Genomic DNA, 18,065 nt, shown 5'->3' on the forward strand with positions numbered 1-18,065 from the left:
CGCCCGCAAGGAATCGCAGCCCGTTCGAGGGACCGCCGGGCGGGTACGAGCGCCTAGCCGGCCACGAAGGTGCGGGCCGCCTTGTCGTGCCAGCACTGGCGCCACGGGCGGTCGAAGAGACACCAGAGGACGTTGAGGACGCCGAGCACCAGGAGCCCGAGGACGCTGTAGACGAGCCAGCGGCGCAGGGCCGCGCCGAAGGTCGGCGGCTCGTGCGCCTCGATGTCCCGTACCTGGAGACCGCAGAGCTTCTTGCCGAGCGTACGGCCCCACTTGGCGGTGGGCAGCGCCTCGTACAGGACGCCGAGGACGAGGAGGGCGCCGAGCGCGATCCCGAAGTTGACGGAGGTCGTGCCGTCCAGGAGCCAGACCTGGACGGTGACACCGGACTGCTTCGCCGCCTCGATCTTGGCGTCGATGTGGTCGAGCGCGGTCGTGACGAAGGGGAACGCCGCCGCGCCCGCGAGGGCGCCGAGCACGAGCGTGTCGATGAAGCGGGCGACCAGGCGCTTGCCGAGTCCGGCCGGGCGCGCGGCCGCCTGGGCCCGGGCCGCCTGCAGGAACGGGTCCTCGACGGGCGGCTTCCAGGGCACGACGGGCGGCTCGCCCACGCCGGAGGCGGCCGGGGCGGGGGACGGGGTGGGCGCGGGCTGAGCGAGCTGCTGCACCTGCTGCGGCCACGAGGCGGCCCCACCACCGGGGCCGGTGGCGACGGGGGCGGGTGCCGGTGCGGGGGCCGGGGTCGGCGCGGGGGCCGGTGCCGGTGCCGGTGCCGGTGTGGGGACGTGCGGGAGCGGGGCCGCGGGCGGGGTCGTGGCCTGCGGGACCTGCGGAGCCTGCGGGACCTGTGCGGCGTGGGGGCCGGGGGCGGCGGCCTGCGGGCCCTGCGCGGGAGGGGCGGCCTGCGCGCGGATCGTCATCGTGCCCTCGGGGACGGCCGCGTTCGGCCGGCGCACGCCGGGGAGCGCACCGCCCGTCGGGTCGGGCGACTGCGACGCCGGGGTCACCGGCATCCCGCCGAGCCGGGCCTGCGGCCCGGGGTCGGCCGCCATGCGGGGGTCCCGCGCACCGGGGACAGGACCGGCGGACGCGGCGGCGGCCGGCCCGGTCGTCGGCGACGGTTCGGGCGCGCCCCAGGAGACCTTCTGGTCACGGTCGCCGCCGAAGCCCGTCTGCCGGGAGACGTCCGCCTGCCAGGCGGAGGCCGGCTCGGGCTCGGGCGCGGCGGGCTCCTCGTCGAAGAAGACGGGTCCCGTCTCCTCCACCGCGGGCACGGCGGGCACCACGGGCGCGGGCGACGGGTTCGGCACCAGCGCCGGTCCCGCGGGCGCGGCCGCGACCGGGGCGGCCGGCGGGAGTTCGCCGTCCTTGGGCGCAGGTCGACTCGTCCCGGGTACCCAGGCGCCCCCGTTCCAGTACCGGATGTATCCGGGAATGGAGGGGTCCGGGTAGTACCCGGCCTGCGGGACCTCCCCGCCGGCTCCAGGAGGAGTAGCCACTGCCCCGACTCCGTTCCGTGACGACGCTTCTACGATTCAGGGCCCTCGGCCCAAGGAGGACAGTAACGAAGAACGGCGCCGCAAGAAGAAAGAGGCCACGAGAAACCCGCCTTCGAGCGACATACCCACAGAACCCGCGACTCACCGTCACGTTCAGGCCGACGATCCCCGGCCGAGAAGTCTCGCCGAGCCCCGCCGAGCACCCGCCGCGCCCCCGCCGAGCCCTCTCCGGCCCCTCTCGGACCCCTCTCCCGAGGCCCCCGAAAAATCTCCCCGAAAAACTTTCCCGAAGTCGCGTAATGACCGGCGGCCACCCCGCTCTCTCCCTGTGCGGGCCCACCCGGGGCCCCACACCGGAGAGGACGTACCGCCATGCAGAACACCGAGAACACCGTCGTCGAGCGCGAGCTGGAGCTGAAGCTGGTGCTCTCCCCCGAGCGCTCCATCCCCGTCCCGGCCCGCCTCGCCTTCCGTACGGACGACCCGTACGCCGTCCACATCACCTTCCACGTCGGTTCGGAGTACCCGGTCAACTGGACCTTCGCCCGCGAGCTGCTCGTCGAGGGCATCTTCCGGCCCTGCGGCCACGGGGACGTCCGGATCTGGCCCACGAAGGTCGACGGCCGCAACGTCGTCCTGATGGCGCTCTCCTCCCCCGACGGCGACGCGCTCCTTGAGGCGCCCTCCGCGCAGGTGTCCGCCTGGCTGGAGCGGACCCTGCGCGCCGTCCCGCCGGGCACCGAGTCCGAGCAGCTCGGCATCGACGACGGCCTGGCCGAACTGCTGGCCACCACCTCGGTCGCCGACGACCTGTGGCTGCGGGACCCGTGGCCGTCGGACGAGTCGCAGGACGGTGAGGCGTGAACCGAGGGGCGACGAGGTCTCGACGACGGTCAGAAGAGCTTTCCGGGGTTCAGGATCCCGAGCGGGTCGAAGGTGTTCTTGATGCCCCGCTGCATCTCCACCCCCACCGGCCCCAACTCCCGCGCCAGCCACTCCTTCTTCAGCACGCCCACACCGTGCTCGCCGGTGATCGTGCCGCCCAGCTCCAGGCCGAGCGCCATGATCTCGTCGAAGGACTCCCGCGCCCGGCGCGACTCGTCCTCGTCCGCGTGGTCGAAGCAGACGACGGGGTGGGTGTTGCCGTCGCCCGCGTGGGCGCAGACGCCGATCGTCAGGTCGTACTTGGCGGCGATGGCGGCCGTGCCGTCGAGCATCGCGGCCAGCTTCGTACGCGGTACGCACACGTCGTCGATCATCGTCGCGGACTTGACCGTCTCCAGCGCGGTGAGCGACAGACGGCGGGCCTGGAGGAGCAGTTCGGACTCGGCGGCATCCTCCGCCGGTACGACCTGGGTGGCCCCGGCCGCCGTGCACAGCTCCCCGACGGCGGCCAGATCGGCAGCCGGGTCCGGGGTGTCGAAGGCGCACAGGAGCAGCGCCTCGGTGGTGTGGGGCAGCCCCATGTTCGCCAGCTTGTTGACGGCGCGGATGGTGGTGCCGTCCATCAGCTCGAGCAGGGACGGCGTATGGCCGCGCTCCATGATCGCGCAGACGGCCTCGCAGGCGGCCGCCGAAGAGGGGAACTCGGCGGCCAGCGCGAGCTGTCGCGGCGGTCGTGGGCGGAGCGCGAGGGTCGCCCCGACAACGATGCCGAGACTGCCCTCGGAGCCGACGAAGAGCCGGGTCAGGTCATAGCCGGCGACGCCCTTGGCGGTGCGCCGGCCGGTGGAGAGCAGCCGCCCGTCGGCGAGGACCACGTCCAGGCCGAGGACGTACTCCGCCGTCACCCCGTACTTCACACAGCACAGACCGCCGGACGCGGTGCCGATGTTGCCGCCGATCGTGCACATCTCCCAGCTGGAGGGGTCCGGCGGGTAATAGAGGCCGTGTTCGTCGACGGCCCGGGACAGGACGGCGTTGACGACGCCCGGTTCGACGACGGCGATCCGGTCGACCGGGCTGATCTCCAGGATCCGGTCCATCTTGACCAGGGACAGCACGATGCAGCCGTCGGAGGCGTTCGCGGCGCCGGACAGGCCGGTGCGCGCGCCCTGCGGGACGACCGGGACGCGCAGCGCGGTCGCCGTGCGCATGACGTGCTGGACCTGCTCGACGGTGCGCGGGAGCACCACGACGGCGGGGTCGCCGGCCGCGCAGAAGCTCGCCATGTCGTTCGCGTAGGAGGCGGTGACGTCCGGGTCGGTGATCAGCGCCTCGGCGGGAAGGCCCGCACGCAGGTCCGCGTGGAGCCGCGTCAGAAGATCGTCCATGCGTCCAGCCTGGCACTCGGGGCCATCGGTGTGAACCCGCCGCCGTGGACCTTCGTGTGCTCTTCGTACAGGGGGCCTGCGGGCGCACAGTGAGCGGCATGAAGACGGAGAACGTGTCGCGGTCGGTCCTGGCCGCCGGGGTGGGCGCGGTGCTCGCGGCGACGGCACTGCTCTACGCCCCCGATCTGGCACCCGGTCTGTTCGGCGGGGGTCCGCAGCGCCCGCCGGGCCCCGCCGACCGCGCGGTCCTCGCGGCGAACGCGGGGGCGCAGGCCTCCCTGCCCGATCTGGCCGCGCTGATCGGCGACCGGGAGAAGTGGCTGAAGGACCATCCGGCGGACGAGGAGTCATGGGCCGTCCTTGGGGCGGCGTACACGGAGCGGGGCGCGCGGCTCGCCGACCCGGCGTACTTCCCGCGCGCCGAACAGGCCCTGAAGCGCTCGTTGGAGGTCCGGCCCGCCGCGCGCGGGAACCTCGACGCGCAGCTGGGTCTCGGCGCCCTGGCGAACGCGCGGGGCGACTGGCGGACGGCCCGCACCTGGGGCGAGGCGGTCCGCAAGGAGGCCCCGAAGCGCTGGTCGGCGTACCCGGTGCTGATCGACGCGTACAACGGGCTCGGCGACTACAAGGCCGCGCAGAAGGCCCTGGCGACCCTGGAGGAGCTGCACTCGGGCGCGGCGGTGAGCGCGCGGACGGCGCAGACGTACCGCAACCGGGGCTGGCGCGAGGACGCGGCGGCGACGGCGGACAAGGCGGTCGCGCAGGCCGAGTCCGCCACGGACAAGGCGGCCGCGGTCGCGCGGCTCGCGGATCTGGAGTGGGAGCGGGGCGAGCCTGCGGAGGCGGTGGACCAGTACGGGAAGGCGCTGCGGCTCGTACCGGACCACGGCCCGTCGCTGGCCGGGCGGGCCCGGGCACTCGCGGCGCTCGGCCGCACGGAAGAGGCGATGGTCGACTACCGGACCGCCCTGACCCTGCTGCCGCGCGCCGAGTACGTCCTGGAGGCGGGCGAGTTCTACGCGTCGCTGGGCCTCGACGGGGACGCGCGCAGCCAGTACGAGCTGCTGCGGACGCGGACGTGGGTGGGCGCGGAGGTGGTCCTCGGCCTCTTCGAGGCGGACCACGGCGACCCTGCGGCCGCGGTACGGCGGCTGAAGGCGGAGTGGGCGCGCGGGCACCGGTCGGTGCAGGTGGCGGACGCGCTGGGATGGGCGCTGTTCCGGTCGGGGGAGCCGAAGGAGGCCCTCGAGTACGCGAAGAAGGCCACGGACGAGGGGCTGCGCAGCGCGCTCTTCGCGTACCACCGGGGCGAGATCGAGCGGGCGATGGAGGCGTACGGCCCGGCCCGCCGCCATCTGGCGGAGGCCCTCCGCATCAACCCGGACTTCTCGCCCCTGCTTGCCCCGAAGGCCCGCCAGGCGGTGAAGGCCCTCGGCGACCCGCCGGACGAACTCCCGAAGGAACTCCGCCCGGAGCCGGAGCCGACGGCCGAGCCGTCCAGGACGGCGAAGGCCGTGAAGGCGGAGGCGAGGACGTCGAAGGCCGACGCGCAGGCGGACGCGAAGGCGGAGGCTGACGCCGACGCCCCGGCGTCGGCGTCCCGGGAGACCCCGGCGCCCCGGCAGCCGAGGTAGCCACACGGTTGTGGGCAGTCGTTCCTCCCCCGAAGAACGACTGCCCACGAAGGGGGGCGCGGGACTGGCGGCGGACTACAGGTTGCCGCGCTTCTCCTGCTCGCGCTCGATCGCCTCGAAGAGGGCCTTGAAGTTGCCCTTGCCGAAGCCCATGGAGCCGTGGCGCTCGATCATCTCGAAGAAGACGGTCGGGCGGTCCTGGACCGGCTTGGTGAAGATCTGCAGCAGGTAGCCGTCCTCGTCGCGGTCGACGAGGATCTTCAGCTCGCGCAGGGTCTCCACGGGCACGCGGGTCTCGCCCGCCCACTCGCCGAGGGTGTCGTAGTACGAGTCCGGGGTGTCGAGGAAGGACACGCCCGCGGCCCGCATCGAGCGCACGGTGGCGACGATGTCGTTCGTGGCGAGCGCGATGTGCTGGACGCCCGCGCCGCCGTAGAACTCCAGGTACTCGTCGATCTGCGACTTCTTCTTCGCGATCGCCGGCTCGTTGATCGGGAACTTCACCTTGAGGGTGCCGTCGGCGACGACCTTGGACATCAGCGCCGAGTACTCGGTCGCGATGTCGTCGCCCACGAACTCCTTCATGTTCGTGAAGCCCATGACCTTGTTGTAGAAGCCGACCCAGTCGTTCATCTTGCCGAGCTCGACGTTGCCGACACAGTGGTCGATCGCCTGGAAGGTGCGCTTGGCCGGCGGCTCGACGATCGGGTTGGCGGCGACGAAGCCCGGCAGGTAGGGGCCGTCGTAGCCGGAGCGCTCGACGAGGGTGTGGCGGGTCTTGCCGTACGTGGCGATGGCCGCGAGGACGACGGTGCCGTGCTCGTCCTTGACCTCGTGCGGCTCGGTGATGCCGGTGGCGCCGTGCTCGACGGCGTAGGCGTACGCGGCGCGGGCGTCGGGCACCTCGATCGCCAGGTCGACGACGCCGTCGCCGTGCTCGGCGACGTGCTCGGCGAGGAAGCGGCCCCGGTCGGTGGAGACCTTGATGACGGAGGTGAACACGAAACGGGCGGCGCCGTTCGTCAGGACGTAACTCGCGGTCTCGCGGCTGCCGTTCTCCGGCCCGGAGTAGGCGACGAGCTTCATGCCGAAGGCGGTGGAGTAGTAGTGCGCGGCCTGCTTGGCGTTGCCGACGGCGAAGACGACCGCGTCCATTCCCTTCACGGGGAAGGGGTCGGCCTGCCGCGCGGTGGAGGGCGTGTGATCGATGGTCTCAGTCATGACGGCAGAGTCCCGCCGATCGGCAAGCTGCGCAATAGTTCGCCTCAGGGCTGGGCAATATGCACAGTGGTAGGCCAGGATCAGCGGATGACTTGTACAGGATGACCATGAGGAGGTCCCCGTGGCGATCGATCATCTGGACGGCCGACTGATCGTGCTCCTGGCACGTGAACCGAGGATCGGGGTCCTGGAGGCCTCGCGCCGGCTCGGCGTGGCGCGCGGCACCGTGCAGGCCCGGATGGACCGCCTCCAGGCGAACGGGGTGATCCGCGGTTTCGGCCCGCAGGTGGACCCGGCGGCGCTGGGGTATCCGGTGACGGCGTTCGCGACCCTGGAGATCAAGCAGGGGCAGGGGGCGGATGTACGGGGGCACCTGGCGACCGTCCCCGAGGTGCTCGAACTGCACACGACGACCGGCCACGGCGACATGCTCTGCCGCCTTGTCGCCCGCTCCAACGCGGACCTCCAGCGGGTGATCGACCGGGTCGTCGGCTTCGAGGGGATCGTGCGGGCGTCGACGGCGATCGTGATGGAGAACCCGGTGCCGCTGCGGATCATCCCGCTGGTGGAGCAGGCGGCGGAGGACGGGGCGGAGTAGCCCGTAGCCGGGACGGTCAGAGTTCCAAAGAAGTGGTTGCAAAAAGTCCTTGCAACCACTTCTTTGCATGTCTACGCTCAAGCCATGCCCGAGCCCGAGAAGCAGCCCGAGAAGCAGTCCGAGCCGCAGCCCGCAAAGCCGTCCGAGCCGCAGCCCGAGAAGCTCGCGGTCCGTTCACTCGACCCCCGCTCCCTGCGCGGCCTCGCCCACCCCCTGCGCATCCAGCTGCTGCGCAGCCTGCGCCAGCACGGCCCCGCCACGGCCTCCCAACTGGCCGAGCGGCTTGGCGAGTCCAGCGGCGCGACCAGCTACCACCTGCGCCAGCTCGCCGCCCACGGCTTCGTCGAGGACGACCCGACGCGGGGCAAGGGCAGGGAGCGCTGGTGGAAGTCGGCCCAGCAGGGCACGACGTTCGACGAGTCGCTGTACCGGAACCGGGACCCCGAGGTGCAGGGCGCGGTGGCGGTCTACCTGCACGAGATCGCGACCATCCACACCCAGGAGCTGAACACCTACCTCGGCACCCGCCACGAGTGGGACGAGGAGTGGCTCGGCGCCTCCGACATGAGCGACTTCACGCTGCGGCTCCCGCCGGCCGTGCTGCGTGAACTCGACGACAAGCTCCACGCGCTCATCGAGAGCTACCGCACCTCCCCCGCCGCCGACGACCCGGAAGCCCGTCGCGTCCGCGTGCATCTGCACGCCTTCCCGCAGGCCGAGAACTGAGCCCAGCGGCCACACACCCACCACAGCCGGAAGGGATCACGAAGTCATGCACGCCGATGTCCACCTCCTGCTCCACGACCTCCGCGCCGCCGAACTCCACACCGCCGCCGCCACCCTGGCGGAGCACCCCCTCCCCCGCACCCGGGTACGCGCCCAACTGGGCTGGACCTTGGTCGAGTTGGGGCTCAGACTCGCCGTCCCCGGCGGCAAGCAGGCCGCCGCCCGCACGGCCACCCTCGCCGCATGAGCGGCCCCGGGAAACACGTACGCCCGTCCCACTTACGACCGCCGCCCTCCCCCCTCTCACCGAACCGCACCCCCCTGGCCACGGTCCTGGCCGCCAACGCCGTCTCCGTCACCGGCAATTCGCTGACCCTCATCGGCGTCCCGTGGTTCGCGCTCGACACCACGGGCAGCCCGGGCAAGGCGGGTCTGGTCGCGTTCTGCGCGGCGGTCCCCGTCGTCGTCTCCGCGATCGTCGGCGGACCGGTCATCGACCGGATCGGGCGCCGGCGGATCAGCGTCGCCTCCGACCTGGTCTGCGCGCTCGCGCTCGCCGCGATCCCGCTCCTGCACCGCGCGGGGCTGCTCGAGTTCTGGATGCTGTGCGCGCTGATGGCCGTGACCGGCCTCTTCCACGCGCCCGGCGAGACCGCCCGCTCCGTCCTCGTGCCCGACCTCGCCCGGCACGCCGGGACCCCGCTCGCGCGCGCCGCGAGCCTCTACGACGCGGTGTCCCGGGGCGCACGCATGACGGGAGCCGCCCTGGCGGGCGTGCTCGTCGCGGTGCTCGGCGCCGACTCCGTCCTGTACCTCGACGCGGTCACCTTCGGGCTCTCCGCCCTGCTGATCCTCGTCGGTCTGCGGGGCGTGGGGGCGGCCGCGCCGCTGCCCGACCCGCCTCCCTTCTCCCTCTCCGGCTACCGCGCCGACCTCCGGGAGGGGTACACCTTCGTGCTGCGCTCCCGGCTGATCCTCGGCATCGTCGTCATGGTGATGGTCACCAACGGCCTGAACCAGGGCTGGAGTTCGGTGCTCCTGCCGGTGCACGCCCGGGAGAACCTCGGGGGCCCTGCCGCGCTCGGCCTGATGGTCGCCGTCTTCGGCGGCTGCGCGCTGCTCGGCGCGCTCGCGTACGGGGTGGTCGGGCACCGCTTCCCGCGCCGCGCGCTCTTCACAGTCGGCTTCCTGCTGTGCGGCGCGCCGCCGTACGTCACGGCCGCCCTGACCGACACCACGGCGCCGCTGCTCGTGGTCCTGGCGGCGGGCGGGTTCGGGGCGGGGGTGCTCAACCCGATCCTGGCGACGGTGAAGTACGAGGTCGTCCCGGACGAGCTGCGCAGCCGGGTCTCCGGGGTGAGCACGGCCGGGGTGCTCCTGGCCACCCCGCTCGGCGGTCTGGCGGCCGGGCAGCTGGTCGAGGGGGCCGGGCTCACGGTGGCCCTGTTCGCCTTCGGCGGGGTCTACTTCCTGGCCACGCTCGCGCCGATGGTCTTCCCGTCCTGGCGCACGATGGACGCACCGCCCGTGGACGTACCGCCCGAGGCGGAGCCGCGGGTCAGCAGCTCGGGACCTTCGCGTCCTGCCCCTGCTCCAGCGCCCGGAGCGAGTCCACCGCCTCGCTGAGCGTGGTGACGGGGATCAGCCGCATCCCCTTCGGCAGCTCGGCCTGCGCGTCGGAGCACTCCGCCTTCGGTACGAGGAAGACACTCGCGCCGTCCCGCGCGGCGGCCTGGGTCTTCAGGGAGACCCCGCCGACGGCGCCGACGGCACCGTCCGGGTCGATCGTCCCCGTACCGGCGATGGTCCGCCCGCCGGTGAGTTCGCCGCCGGTCTGGCCGTCGAGCTTGTCGACGATCCCGAGGGAGAACATGAACCCGGCGCTCGGCCCGCCGATGTCGGCGAGGTGGAGGGTGACCTTCACCTCCTTCGGGTCGAGCTTCAGATAGCCGAGGGCAGCCACGGTGGCGGCGTCCTGCGACTCCTTCATCGTGCCGAGGTTGTGCTTCTCGACCTCGGCGTCCGACTTGCCGGGCGGGTAGACGGAGTCGCGCGGCAGCACGGCCTGGTCGGTACGGAACCAGGCGTCGGCGATGTCGGCGAAGTCGTTGTCCACGCTCGGCCCGGTGGCCACGATGGTCGTCATCAGGAGCTTGCCATCCGTCTCCTGGACGGGTGCGCCGCTGATCGTGATCACCGGCCGCCCGTCGACCGCGCCGAGCACGTCGGCGGTGGTACCGGGCGAGGCGATCGCGAACGGCAACGGCGCGAGCCCGACGACGGCGAAGAGCGCGGCGACGGGCAGGGCACAGAGCGCGAGCGCACGGTGACGCGAGAGACTGGAGAGCACGCCCCCAATCTACTGGTCGCCCCCGACGGGCAACCGCGCCCCAAGGAACCCCCGCACCTGACGGCGCACCGCGCGCACGGCAGCCCCCGCCTCGATCGCGCCGACCAGCCGGACCCGGTCGGCCTCGGTCGTCAGCCCGGCGGCCTGGAGCTGGGGCACGAGGGCGGCGTAGTCGGTGAAGACCCAGTGGCCCGCGTCGGCGAGCTGCCGCCGGCGGGCCCGCGCCCCGGGGTGGGCGAGCAGCGCGCCCCAGGAGCGGTCGAGCCGCGCGTCACAGAAGCCGTCGGTGCCCAGCAGGAGCAGCGGCCGGTCGACGCCGTCCCGGGCCACCGGGAAGAGCGTGCCGTCGACCTGGTCCAGGTAGCCCTCCAGGTTCACGGCGGCGGCGAAGCGCCGGTCGTCGTACAGGGCCTGTGCGGCGGTGGTGCCGCCCGCGGAGTGCCCGAGGATCCCGACCCGCCCGAGGTCGAGGGCGCGGCCCAGGGGGCCCTCCAGGGCTTCGAGCCGGTCGAGGACGAAGCGGACGTCGGCGAGCCGCGTGTCGACCATGGTGCGGAACTGCTCGGCGTCGGGCGGGCCGGTGAAGACCGACTGCCGCACCTTGTCGCGCCCCGGCCGCGCGGCGGGGAACTCCACCTGGCTCGCGTCGCCGGGGTGGTCGACGGTGACGACGACCCAGCCGTGGCTGGCAAGGTCCTCGGCGAGCGAGGTGCCCATGGTGCGGGCCTCGCCGCCACCGGGGCTGTAGAGCAGCACGGGCCGCCGGCCGCGGGCGACGGGGGCGCCCGGGTGGGTGTGGGTGAGGGTGGCGGCCCAGTCGACACCGGCCGCGGGCAGCCCGTGGACGGCGGGCGCGAGGAAGGTGAAGAGCCCGGCCTCGCCCGGGGTCAGCTGCGGCGCGCGCGGGTATCCGCGGACGGTACGGGCGGGGTGGAGGACGCTCACCATGACCTCCCGTACACCGATCTCGGGCACCCAGGGGTCGTTGCGGGAGGGGTCGACGAGGTGGAGGGTGGTGGCGCCGACGGGATACGGGCCCGTGGGCGCGGGCAGCCGGAGGACGAGGTCGCGCGGGGCGAGGGCGGCGGCGGCAGCGCGGGCGGCGGTCGGGGCGAGGGCGGCCAGGGAGGCGGCGAGCAGCCCGGCCTGGGTGACGGCCCGTCGGCTGATGAGCGGCGATGTGGCTTCTGTGGTTTCCATACCGGCAGGCTGGCGCCGGACGGCGGTCCCGGGCGAAGGTTGAGGCTGTGATCGAAAGGCTTGCGCGGTGACGATCCGGATCGGTTTCACGGCGGAGGACTTCGCCCGGGTGCGGTTCGCCGCGCGCCCTGCCCCGGTGCCGGAGCTGAACGCGGCCTTCCAGATGATGTTCGGCGGCGGCGACGCGCTGCTCTTCGGCCGCTGGCGGCGCCGGGCGCTGCGGTCCCTGCCGGACGCCGTGGCGCCGCTCGGGGAGCTGGTCCCGGCGGGTGATCCCCCGCTGTTCCTCGACGTCCTCGGCGAGAGCCTTGCCGAGGGCCTGGACCTGGTGGAGGGGGCTCCGCCCGGCCTGGTGCGTGCGGAGCTGGAACGGGTCTACGCGGGCCGCCCGTCCCCGGGGTGGATCCGCGAGCTCCACGCCGGCGGGGCGGGCGCGTGGCGGGTGCTGCGGCGCGCGCAGCGTGCGGCGTTCGAGACGGTCGTGGCACCGGTGTGGCCGCTGGTCCAGGAGCTGCACCGGGCGGAGTTCACGCGGTACGCCCTGCTGGTCGCCGCACACGGGGTGGGCACGGCCCTGCCGCTCCTGGTCCCGGGCACGCGGCTGCGGGAGGGAACGTGGGAGTGGCCGGGGGCGGACGGACCGGGCGGGCGGGAGATCCCCCTCACCGGCCGAGGCCTCGTCCTCCTGCCGACCTTCCACTGGACGGGCCGGCCACTGGTCCAGGACCTGCCGGGCCGGCCGGTGGTGGTGACGTACGCGGCGGGCCCCGGCCTGCCGCTCACCCCGGACGCGGCCCCCGGCACGGACGAGTCCCTGGCCGCGGTCCTGGGCCGCACCCGCCTGGAACTCCTCCGCGCACTGGCCGACGCCCACACGACGACGGCCCTGGCCCGCCGCGTCGGCGTCAGCAACGCGACGGCCTCGGCGCACGCGTCCGCGCTGCGCGGGGCGGGCCTGATCACGACGGCACGGGCGGGCCGTGCGGTGGAACACCGCAGGACGCCCCTGGGCGCGCTGCTGGTGGGCGACGGGGGCTGACAGCGGCGATGCTGAGCGAGCGAACCTCGTAGAACCCCTGCCCACGCCTACCGCAACGCGCCGAGCCCATACCGCAGCGCGTCAGCTCCTACCCCACCGCGTCTGCTCATACCGCAACGCGTCGGCACCCCTACCGCAACGCGTCGGCGACTTCCCTGGCCGCGTCGACGACCCTCGGGCCGACGCGCTCCGGGACGGCGTCCGCGAGCATGACGACGCCGACGCTGCCCTCGATGCCGGTGATGCCCACCAGCGGCGCCGCCGCCCCGCTCGCGCCCGCCTCCAGCTCGCCGTGGGTGAGCGTGAACCCGGGTTCGATGAGGTTGCCCTGGCGGGCCGCGAGGATGGCGCGGCCTGCCGCGCCCCGGTCGAGCGGGTGGCGGAAACCGGCGCGGTAGGCCACGTGGTAGTCGGTCCAGGTGGGTTCGACGACGGCGACCGCCAGCGCCTCCGCCCCGTCGACGAGGGTGAGGTGGGCGGTGGCGCCTATGTCCTCGGCCAGCGAACGCAGCGCGGGCAGCGCTGCCTCGCGTACGAGCGGATGGACCTGGCGGCCGAGCCGCAGCACGCCGAGGCCCACCCGGGCACGGCCGCCCAGGTCGCGTCGGACGAGGGCGTGCTGTTCGAGTGTGGCGAGCAGACGGTAGACGACGGTCCTGTTGACCCCGAGTCGGTTGGACAACTCGGTGACGGTCAGGCCGTGGTCGGTGTCGGCGAGCAGCTTGAGGACCCTGAGGCCCCGGTCGAGCGTCTGGGAGGTTTCCGCGGTCACGACGCCCTCTCCTTCGGAGTGAGTGACGGCGGACCTTCAAACGAGAGCTGCGACACCGGTCCCGCGGCGACGCACGTCAGAGGCCGCCGGCAGGCCATGCGCACCGGCTGCGCTCCGCGGCGGCGCTGCCACGGGGCGTTTGCATTGCGGGGACAGTAGCGAGCCACTCCGCTCAGCGGAAGACCTCGTCCAGAATCCGGGCGCGTGCGCCCCGATAGGCCGGGTTCGCGGTGTACGTCGTCCCGTCGGGGGACTTCGGCGGACAAGATCGGCTTTGTCGTGCGAGCGATTCAGGCCAAGGGAAGGGTTCGGCACTGCTCGTACGTACGAACAAACCGCACCGATCCGCGGACGTACGGACCCAGGAAACGGCCTTTTGTGGCGGCCCGGCACCTCACCGCATCCGGGTCGCCCACTCCTGCACCTTCTTGATCCGCTCGCGGATCTGCCCGGCCGTGGCCTCGGCGCTCGGCGGCCCGCCGCAGACGCGGCGCAGCTCGGTGTGGATGACGCCGTGGGGCTTGCCGCTCTGGTGGACGTACGCGCCGACCATGGTGTTGAGCTGCTTGCGCAGCTCGAGGAGCTCCTTGTGGGAAACGACGGGTCGCCGTTCGGCGGGGAGCTCGAGGAGGTCGGCCTCGGTGTCGGGCTTCTTGCGGCTGTGCGCGATCTGCCGGGCCTGCCGCTTCTGCAGCAGCAGCTGCACCTGGTCCGGCTCCAGCAGGCCCGGGATGCCGAGGTAGTCCTGCTCCTCCTCGCTGCCCGGGTGGGCCTGCATGCCGAACTCGGCGCCGTCGTAAAGGACGCGGTCGAAGACGGCGTCGGACTCGAGCGCCTCGAAGGGCAGCTGGTCCTGCTCGCCGGTGTCCTCGTCCTGCTGCTTCTCGGCCTCCGCCATCTCCTTCTCGGACTCGGCGTACGGGTCCTCCTCGCCGTCCTTCTTCGGCTTGTCGAGGACGTGGTCGCGCTCGACCTCCATCTCGTTGGCGAAGCCGAGGAGGTTGGGGATGGTGGGAAGGAACACGGAGGCGGTCTCGCCGCGCCTGCGGGAACGTACGAAACGTCCGACGGCCTGGGCGAAGAAGAGCGGGGTCGAGATCGTCGTGGCGTAGACGCCGACGGCGAGACGGGGAACGTCGACGCCCTCGGACACCATGCGGACGGCGACCATCCAGCGGTCGTTGTTCTCGCTGAACTCGTCGATCCGCTTGGAGGCGGCGGCTTCGTCGGAGAGGACGACCGTGGCCTTCGTACCGGTGATCTCGCGGATCAGCTTGGCGTAGGAGCGGGCGGAGTCCTGGTCGGAGGCGATGACGAGCCCGCCGGCGTCGGGAATGCCCTTCCTGACTTCCGTCAGCCGCTGGTCGGCGGCGCGCAGGACGTTCGGCATCCAGTCGCCGCGCGGGTCGAGGGCGGTGCGCCAGGCCTGGGAGATGGCGTCCTTGGTCATGGGCTCGCCGAGGCGGGCGGCGATCTCGTCACCGGCCTTGGTGCGCCACCGCATGTTGCCGCTGTAGGAGAGGAAAATGACGGGCCGCACCACACCATCACCGAGGGCGTTTCCGTACCCATAGGTGTAGTCGGCGGAGGAGCGCCGGATGCCGTCGTTCCCCTCCTCGTACGTGACGAAGGGGATGGGGTTGGTGTCGGACCGGAAGGGCGTACCGGTCAGGGCGAGGCGGCGGGTCGCCGGGTCGAAGGCCTCCAGGCAGGCCTCGCCCCAGGACTTGGAGTCACCGGCGTGGTGGATCTCGTCGAGGATGACGAGGGTCTTGCGCTGCTCGCAGCGGTTGCGGTGGAGCATGGGGCGCACGCCGACACCGGCGTAGGTGATGGCGACGCCGTGGTACTCCTTGCTGAGCGGCCCGGCGCTGTAGTCGGGGTCGAGCTTGATCCCTATCCGCGCGGCGGCGGCGGCCCACTGCTTCTTCAGATGCTCGGTGGGGGCGACGACCGTGACCTGCTGCACGACGTGGTGGTGCAGCAGCCAGGACGCGAGGGTCAGCGCGAAGGTGGTCTTTCCGGCGCCGGGCGTCGCGACCGCGAGGAAGTCGCGGGGCTGCTCCTGGATGTACTTCTCCATCGCGCCCTGCTGCCAGGCGCGCAGCTTGTTGGCGGTACCCCAGGGGGCCCGGCCGGGGAAGGCGGGAGAGAGGTGATGGGAGGAGGTGGCGGTGGTAGTCACGGTCTCCGGTTCGACGCTCGTCCAGATATGACAACCGGGCCACCTTACCGGTGGGGCCGAGGCGGCACGTGGCGGACGAGGCCGTGACCTCGCCCGGTGCGGCGAGCGTCACAGCCCCGTCTCAGCGGATGCCAGCGGATGCCGGGGGTCTCAGCGGGCCTCAGCGGGTCTCGGCGGGTCTCAGCGGGCGAACGTCGGCAGCTGTGCGGCGATCTTGGGGACGTCCAGCGCCCCCTGGCACACGTCCAGTACGAACGTCTCGGCTTTGTCGACATCGAACTCGGGATCCAGTGGATGCCCGTTGATGTGCAGGAACACCCAGGTGGCATACCAGGCGATGCGCTTGTTCCCGTCCACAAGGCCGTGGTTGCGAGCCAGCGATTCCATGAGGGCCGCGGCCTTCTGCCAGACATCGGGGTAGGCGTCCTGGCCGAACACGCTCGACTGCGGGCGCGCGAGGGCGGAGTCGAGCAGACCGTAGTCGCGCACCTCGTTCGCTCCCAGGCGCTCCGCGAGGTTCAGCAGCTGCGGCAGTGTGAGGTAGTGCGTCACGCAAGCCTCCGGTTCAGCTCCCCGCTGACCTTCAGGACGTGCTCGGCCGCCTCGTTGAAGAGGCGGGAGTGCTCGTCGATCGCCCGCATCACGGCGTCGTGCGCGAAGGACTGCATGCTGCGGCCCTCCGCCTCGGCGCGCTCACGCAGCGCGTCCAGCTCTTCCTCGGTGAACCTGACGTTGAGACCAGCCATGTACCACATGGTACCGCGCGGTACCACGCGGTGTCAGCGGGTTTCCGGCACCCGCAGCCGCGTCGCCACCCACGCCCCCACCAACGCCACCCCCGCCATGGGCAGGAAGACGGCGGCGAAGGCGGCCGGATGGGAGCCGGCGCTCCCGGCGGAGGCGGCCGCGTGTCCCACCGCTCCCCCGCCGAGCGCGGCGAACGCCGCCCCGCCGACCGCGAGCAGCAGGACGTTGGACAGGCCGTCCGAGATCTGGAGGGCCGCCGAGTTCGCGCCCGCCTCCTCAGGGGCGGAGAGCTTCAGGAGCAGCACGCTCGTCGAGGAGATCACCAGGCCCATGCCCAGGCACCCCCAGGCCCAGGCGAGGGCGACGATCCAGGCGGGCACCCAGGGCACCAGCACGCTGGGCGCGGCGGCGATCGCGGCGGCGACGAGCAGCATCCCGATCACGACGAGCCGCTCCCGGTACGGCTCCGTCCACGGCCGGGACTGGACCCACGACCCGAGCGCCCAGGTCCCGCCGCCGACCGCGAGCGAGAGGCCGGCGAGCGTGGGGCTGAGGCCACGCTGGGTGACGAGCATGAGCGGTACGAAGGACTCGGCGGCGATGAACGACCCCGCCGCGATCCCGCGCAGCAGCACCACGGACGGCAGGCCCCGGGCCGCCCGGTAGGTGCCGCGCGGCAGCAGCCCGAGCACGGCGGGCACGAGCAGCGCCGCGCCCGCGACGGCCGGGATCAGCGAGAGCCAGCGGAGCTCCTGCCCGGCGAACTGGAGGAGCCCGGCGCCGGCGGAGATGCCGAGGGCGAGCCGGATGCGCCGCCGGTCGTACGGCGGGAGGGGCGCGGCGGGATCGGCGGGCCCGGAGGCGGTACGCCGTATAGCAGGCAGAGCAAGCGCAAGCGGAAAAACAACCAGAACGGGAATCCCCACGAACACCCACCGCCACCCGAGGTGCTCGGTGATGGTCCCGGAGGCGAGCGGCCCGACGACGGAGGGGACGACCCAGCTCGCGGCGAAGGCGGCCATGATGGCGGGCCGCAGCTCCTCGCGGTACGCCCGGCTCACCACCACGTACAACGCCACGATCACAAGCCCGCCGCCGAGCCCCTGCACGGCCCGCCCGAGGATGAACAGCCACATGGTGCCGGCGGTCCCGGAGAGCACGAGCCCGGCGGCGAAGGAGCTGATGCCGACGGTGAGCGGCGCGAGGGGCCCGCTGCGGTCGGACCACTGCCCGGACAGGACCATGGCGAAGAGGCTGGTGGTGAAGTACGCGGAGAAGGCGAAGGCGTACAGCGGGATGCCGTTCAGCTCGCGCGCCGCGACGGGCATGGCGGTCCCGACGGCGGTCGCCTCGAAGGCGATGAGCAGCACGACGGAGACGATGCCGACGCTGAGCGCCCGATGCTCTCGATCGAGCACGGACCCGCCGCCCGGACTGGGGACGGCGGTGGCGGGCGCGACGTCTGCGTCGCGGGGTTCGAGGGCGCTCATACCCCCAGAGTAAGAGGCATAGCCCGCTCTGACCCCTGTCCGAAGTCCCACGCCCACTGGTCCCCTGGACGTACGACCATGAACGCGCCATGACAGTCATGTTGCACGACCCCGGATTCCCTTGAGCGCCGCTGCATCCCCGCCCTACGGTCGTTCTCATCACCAACACGGCCGTGTGCCCGAGTGGCTCAGGGGCTCGCCTGCAAAGCGAGTTACGTCGGTTCAATTCCGATCACGGCCTCTACACACAGGAAGCTCGTTCCTGTGGCGCGAAACCCACCACGCCCCCACTTTGCTCCGTAGCGAACGCGTAGGCTACGACCACTTTCCC

The 18,065-nt window shown here is 72.7% G+C and carries 17 protein-coding genes and 1 tRNA gene; 8 read left to right on the top strand and 10 right to left on the bottom strand.

The genetic code is table 11. The features are described from left to right. Positions 1-53 precede the first annotated feature (53 nt). A complete protein-coding gene (locus ACWCO8_RS29130; RefSeq protein WP_451034755.1) occupies positions 54-1,499 on the bottom strand; it encodes an RDD family protein in 1,446 nt (481 codons plus the stop codon). 372 nt (positions 1,500-1,871) lie between these two features. Here ACWCO8_RS29130 and ACWCO8_RS29135 point away from each other — a divergent pair, with 372 nt between their 5' ends. Next, positions 1,872-2,363 carry an SsgA family sporulation/cell division regulator gene (locus ACWCO8_RS29135; protein ID WP_362011805.1) on the top strand — a complete coding sequence of 164 codons (492 nt, stop codon included), beginning with the start codon at positions 1,872-1,874 and terminating at the stop codon, positions 2,361-2,363. 29 nt (positions 2,364-2,392) lie between these two features. On the opposite strand, the gene ACWCO8_RS29140 is transcribed toward ACWCO8_RS29135, so the two are convergent. Then, positions 2,393-3,772, bottom strand: coding sequence for an FAD-binding oxidoreductase (locus ACWCO8_RS29140; RefSeq protein WP_451034756.1), 1,380 nt, complete (start codon positions 3,770-3,772; stop codon positions 2,393-2,395). Positions 3,773-3,870: 98 nt separating this feature from the next. On the opposite strand from ACWCO8_RS29140, the gene ACWCO8_RS29145 reads away from it, so the two are divergent. Next, positions 3,871-5,406 (top strand): tetratricopeptide repeat protein, encoded by a 1,536-nt coding sequence (locus ACWCO8_RS29145; RefSeq protein WP_451034757.1) that lies wholly within the window; start codon positions 3,871-3,873, stop codon positions 5,404-5,406. A 75-nt stretch (positions 5,407-5,481) separates the two neighbouring features. Here ACWCO8_RS29145 and hppD read toward each other — a convergent pair whose 3' ends face one another. Beyond that, positions 5,482-6,627, bottom strand: coding sequence for a 4-hydroxyphenylpyruvate dioxygenase (hppD, locus tag ACWCO8_RS29150; RefSeq protein WP_362011809.1), 1,146 nt, complete (start codon positions 6,625-6,627; stop codon positions 5,482-5,484). A 121-nt stretch (positions 6,628-6,748) separates the two neighbouring features. Here hppD and ACWCO8_RS29155 point away from each other — a divergent pair, with 121 nt between their 5' ends. The 4 genes from ACWCO8_RS29155 to ACWCO8_RS29170 all read left to right on the top strand — a co-directional run bounded on the left by ACWCO8_RS29155 (position 6,749) and on the right by ACWCO8_RS29170 (position 9,577). Beyond that, on the top strand, positions 6,749-7,225 hold the full coding sequence (locus ACWCO8_RS29155; protein WP_362011812.1) for an Lrp/AsnC family transcriptional regulator: 477 nt from the start codon (positions 6,749-6,751) through the stop codon (positions 7,223-7,225). Between the two features lie 84 nt (positions 7,226-7,309). Then, positions 7,310-7,951, top strand: a complete 642-nt coding sequence (locus ACWCO8_RS29160; protein ID WP_451034758.1) for an ArsR/SmtB family transcription factor — start codon at positions 7,310-7,312, stop codon at positions 7,949-7,951. Between the two features lie 46 nt (positions 7,952-7,997). Then, the gene (locus ACWCO8_RS29165) at positions 7,998-8,198 is read left to right on the top strand and encodes a hypothetical protein (RefSeq protein WP_451034759.1); all 201 of its coding nucleotides are present in this window, start codon (positions 7,998-8,000) and stop codon (positions 8,196-8,198) included. Then, entirely contained in the window at positions 8,195-9,577 is a 1,383-nt protein-coding gene (locus tag ACWCO8_RS29170) for an MFS transporter (protein ID WP_451034760.1), read from the top strand. Before ACWCO8_RS29165 ends, ACWCO8_RS29170 begins: the two co-directional genes overlap by 4 nt. Here ACWCO8_RS29170 and ACWCO8_RS29175 read toward each other — a convergent pair. Both ACWCO8_RS29175 and ACWCO8_RS29180 read right to left on the bottom strand, forming a co-directional pair. Then, positions 9,510-10,301, bottom strand: a complete 792-nt coding sequence (locus tag ACWCO8_RS29175) for a S16 family serine protease (protein WP_451034761.1) — start codon at positions 10,299-10,301, stop codon at positions 9,510-9,512. The two genes, ACWCO8_RS29170 and ACWCO8_RS29175, sit on opposite strands and share 68 nt — an antisense overlap. 9 nt (positions 10,302-10,310) lie before the next feature. Beyond that, the gene (locus tag ACWCO8_RS29180) at positions 10,311-11,501 is read right to left on the bottom strand and encodes an alpha/beta hydrolase family protein (RefSeq protein WP_451034762.1); all 1,191 of its coding nucleotides are present in this window, start codon (positions 11,499-11,501) and stop codon (positions 10,311-10,313) included. 67 nt (positions 11,502-11,568) lie between these two features. On the opposite strand from ACWCO8_RS29180, the gene ACWCO8_RS29185 reads away from it, so the two are divergent. Further along, positions 11,569-12,540, top strand: coding sequence for an ArsR/SmtB family transcription factor (locus ACWCO8_RS29185; protein WP_451034763.1), 972 nt, complete (start codon positions 11,569-11,571; stop codon positions 12,538-12,540). Positions 12,541-12,670: 130 nt separating this feature from the next. Here the strand turns inward: ACWCO8_RS29185 and ACWCO8_RS29190 are convergent, their stop codons facing one another. The 5 genes from ACWCO8_RS29190 to ACWCO8_RS29210 all read right to left on the bottom strand — a co-directional run bounded on the left by ACWCO8_RS29190 (position 12,671) and on the right by ACWCO8_RS29210 (position 17,734). Next, positions 12,671-13,312, bottom strand: a complete 642-nt coding sequence (locus ACWCO8_RS29190) for an IclR family transcriptional regulator (RefSeq protein WP_362011826.1) — start codon at positions 13,310-13,312, stop codon at positions 12,671-12,673. 394 nt (positions 13,313-13,706) lie between these two features. Further along, the gene (locus ACWCO8_RS29195; protein ID WP_362011829.1) at positions 13,707-15,497 is read right to left on the bottom strand and encodes a DEAD/DEAH box helicase; all 1,791 of its coding nucleotides are present in this window, start codon (positions 15,495-15,497) and stop codon (positions 13,707-13,709) included. A 180-nt stretch (positions 15,498-15,677) separates the two neighbouring features. Next, the gene (locus tag ACWCO8_RS29200) at positions 15,678-16,049 is read right to left on the bottom strand and encodes a type II toxin-antitoxin system death-on-curing family toxin (RefSeq protein ID WP_451034764.1); all 372 of its coding nucleotides are present in this window, start codon (positions 16,047-16,049) and stop codon (positions 15,678-15,680) included. Then, on the bottom strand, positions 16,046-16,243 hold the full coding sequence (locus ACWCO8_RS29205) for a plasmid mobilization protein (protein WP_451034765.1): 198 nt from the start codon (positions 16,241-16,243) through the stop codon (positions 16,046-16,048). The genes ACWCO8_RS29200 and ACWCO8_RS29205 overlap by 4 nt, the downstream gene beginning before the upstream one ends. A gap of 33 nt (positions 16,244-16,276) precedes the next feature. Beyond that, positions 16,277-17,734: an MFS transporter gene (locus ACWCO8_RS29210; RefSeq protein WP_451034766.1), complete on the bottom strand. Its 1,458-nt coding sequence runs from the start codon at positions 17,732-17,734 to the stop codon at positions 16,277-16,279. A gap of 169 nt (positions 17,735-17,903) precedes the next feature. On the opposite strand from ACWCO8_RS29210, the gene ACWCO8_RS29215 reads away from it, so the two are divergent. After that, positions 17,904-17,975 (top strand) — tRNA-Cys (locus ACWCO8_RS29215). Positions 17,976-18,065 lie beyond the last annotated feature (90 nt).

The sequence above is a fragment of the Streptomyces sp. NPDC001927 genome, from assembly GCF_053594455.1.

Excerpts from the sequence above, each read along its gene's own strand:
- ACWCO8_RS29135 (WP_362011805.1), top strand. The coding sequence starts at position 1,872 with ATGCAGAACACCGAGAACACCGTCGTCGAGCGCGAGCTGGAGCTGAAG.
- ACWCO8_RS29140 (WP_451034756.1), bottom strand. The coding sequence starts at position 3,772 with ATGGACGATCTTCTGACGCGGCTCCACGCGGACCTGCGTGCGGGCCTT.
- ACWCO8_RS29145 (WP_451034757.1), top strand. The coding sequence starts at position 3,871 with ATGAAGACGGAGAACGTGTCGCGGTCGGTCCTGGCCGCCGGGGTGGGC.
- hppD (WP_362011809.1), bottom strand. The coding sequence starts at position 6,627 with ATGACTGAGACCATCGATCACACGCCCTCCACCGCGCGGCAGGCCGAC.
- ACWCO8_RS29160 (WP_451034758.1), top strand. The coding sequence starts at position 7,310 with ATGCCCGAGCCCGAGAAGCAGCCCGAGAAGCAGTCCGAGCCGCAGCCC.
- ACWCO8_RS29165 (WP_451034759.1), top strand. The coding sequence starts at position 7,998 with ATGCACGCCGATGTCCACCTCCTGCTCCACGACCTCCGCGCCGCCGAA.
- ACWCO8_RS29170 (WP_451034760.1), top strand. The coding sequence starts at position 8,195 with ATGAGCGGCCCCGGGAAACACGTACGCCCGTCCCACTTACGACCGCCG.
- ACWCO8_RS29180 (WP_451034762.1), bottom strand. The coding sequence starts at position 11,501 with ATGGAAACCACAGAAGCCACATCGCCGCTCATCAGCCGACGGGCCGTC.
- ACWCO8_RS29205 (WP_451034765.1), bottom strand. The coding sequence starts at position 16,243 with ATGGCTGGTCTCAACGTCAGGTTCACCGAGGAAGAGCTGGACGCGCTG.
- ACWCO8_RS29210 (WP_451034766.1), bottom strand. The coding sequence starts at position 17,734 with ATGAGCGCCCTCGAACCCCGCGACGCAGACGTCGCGCCCGCCACCGCC.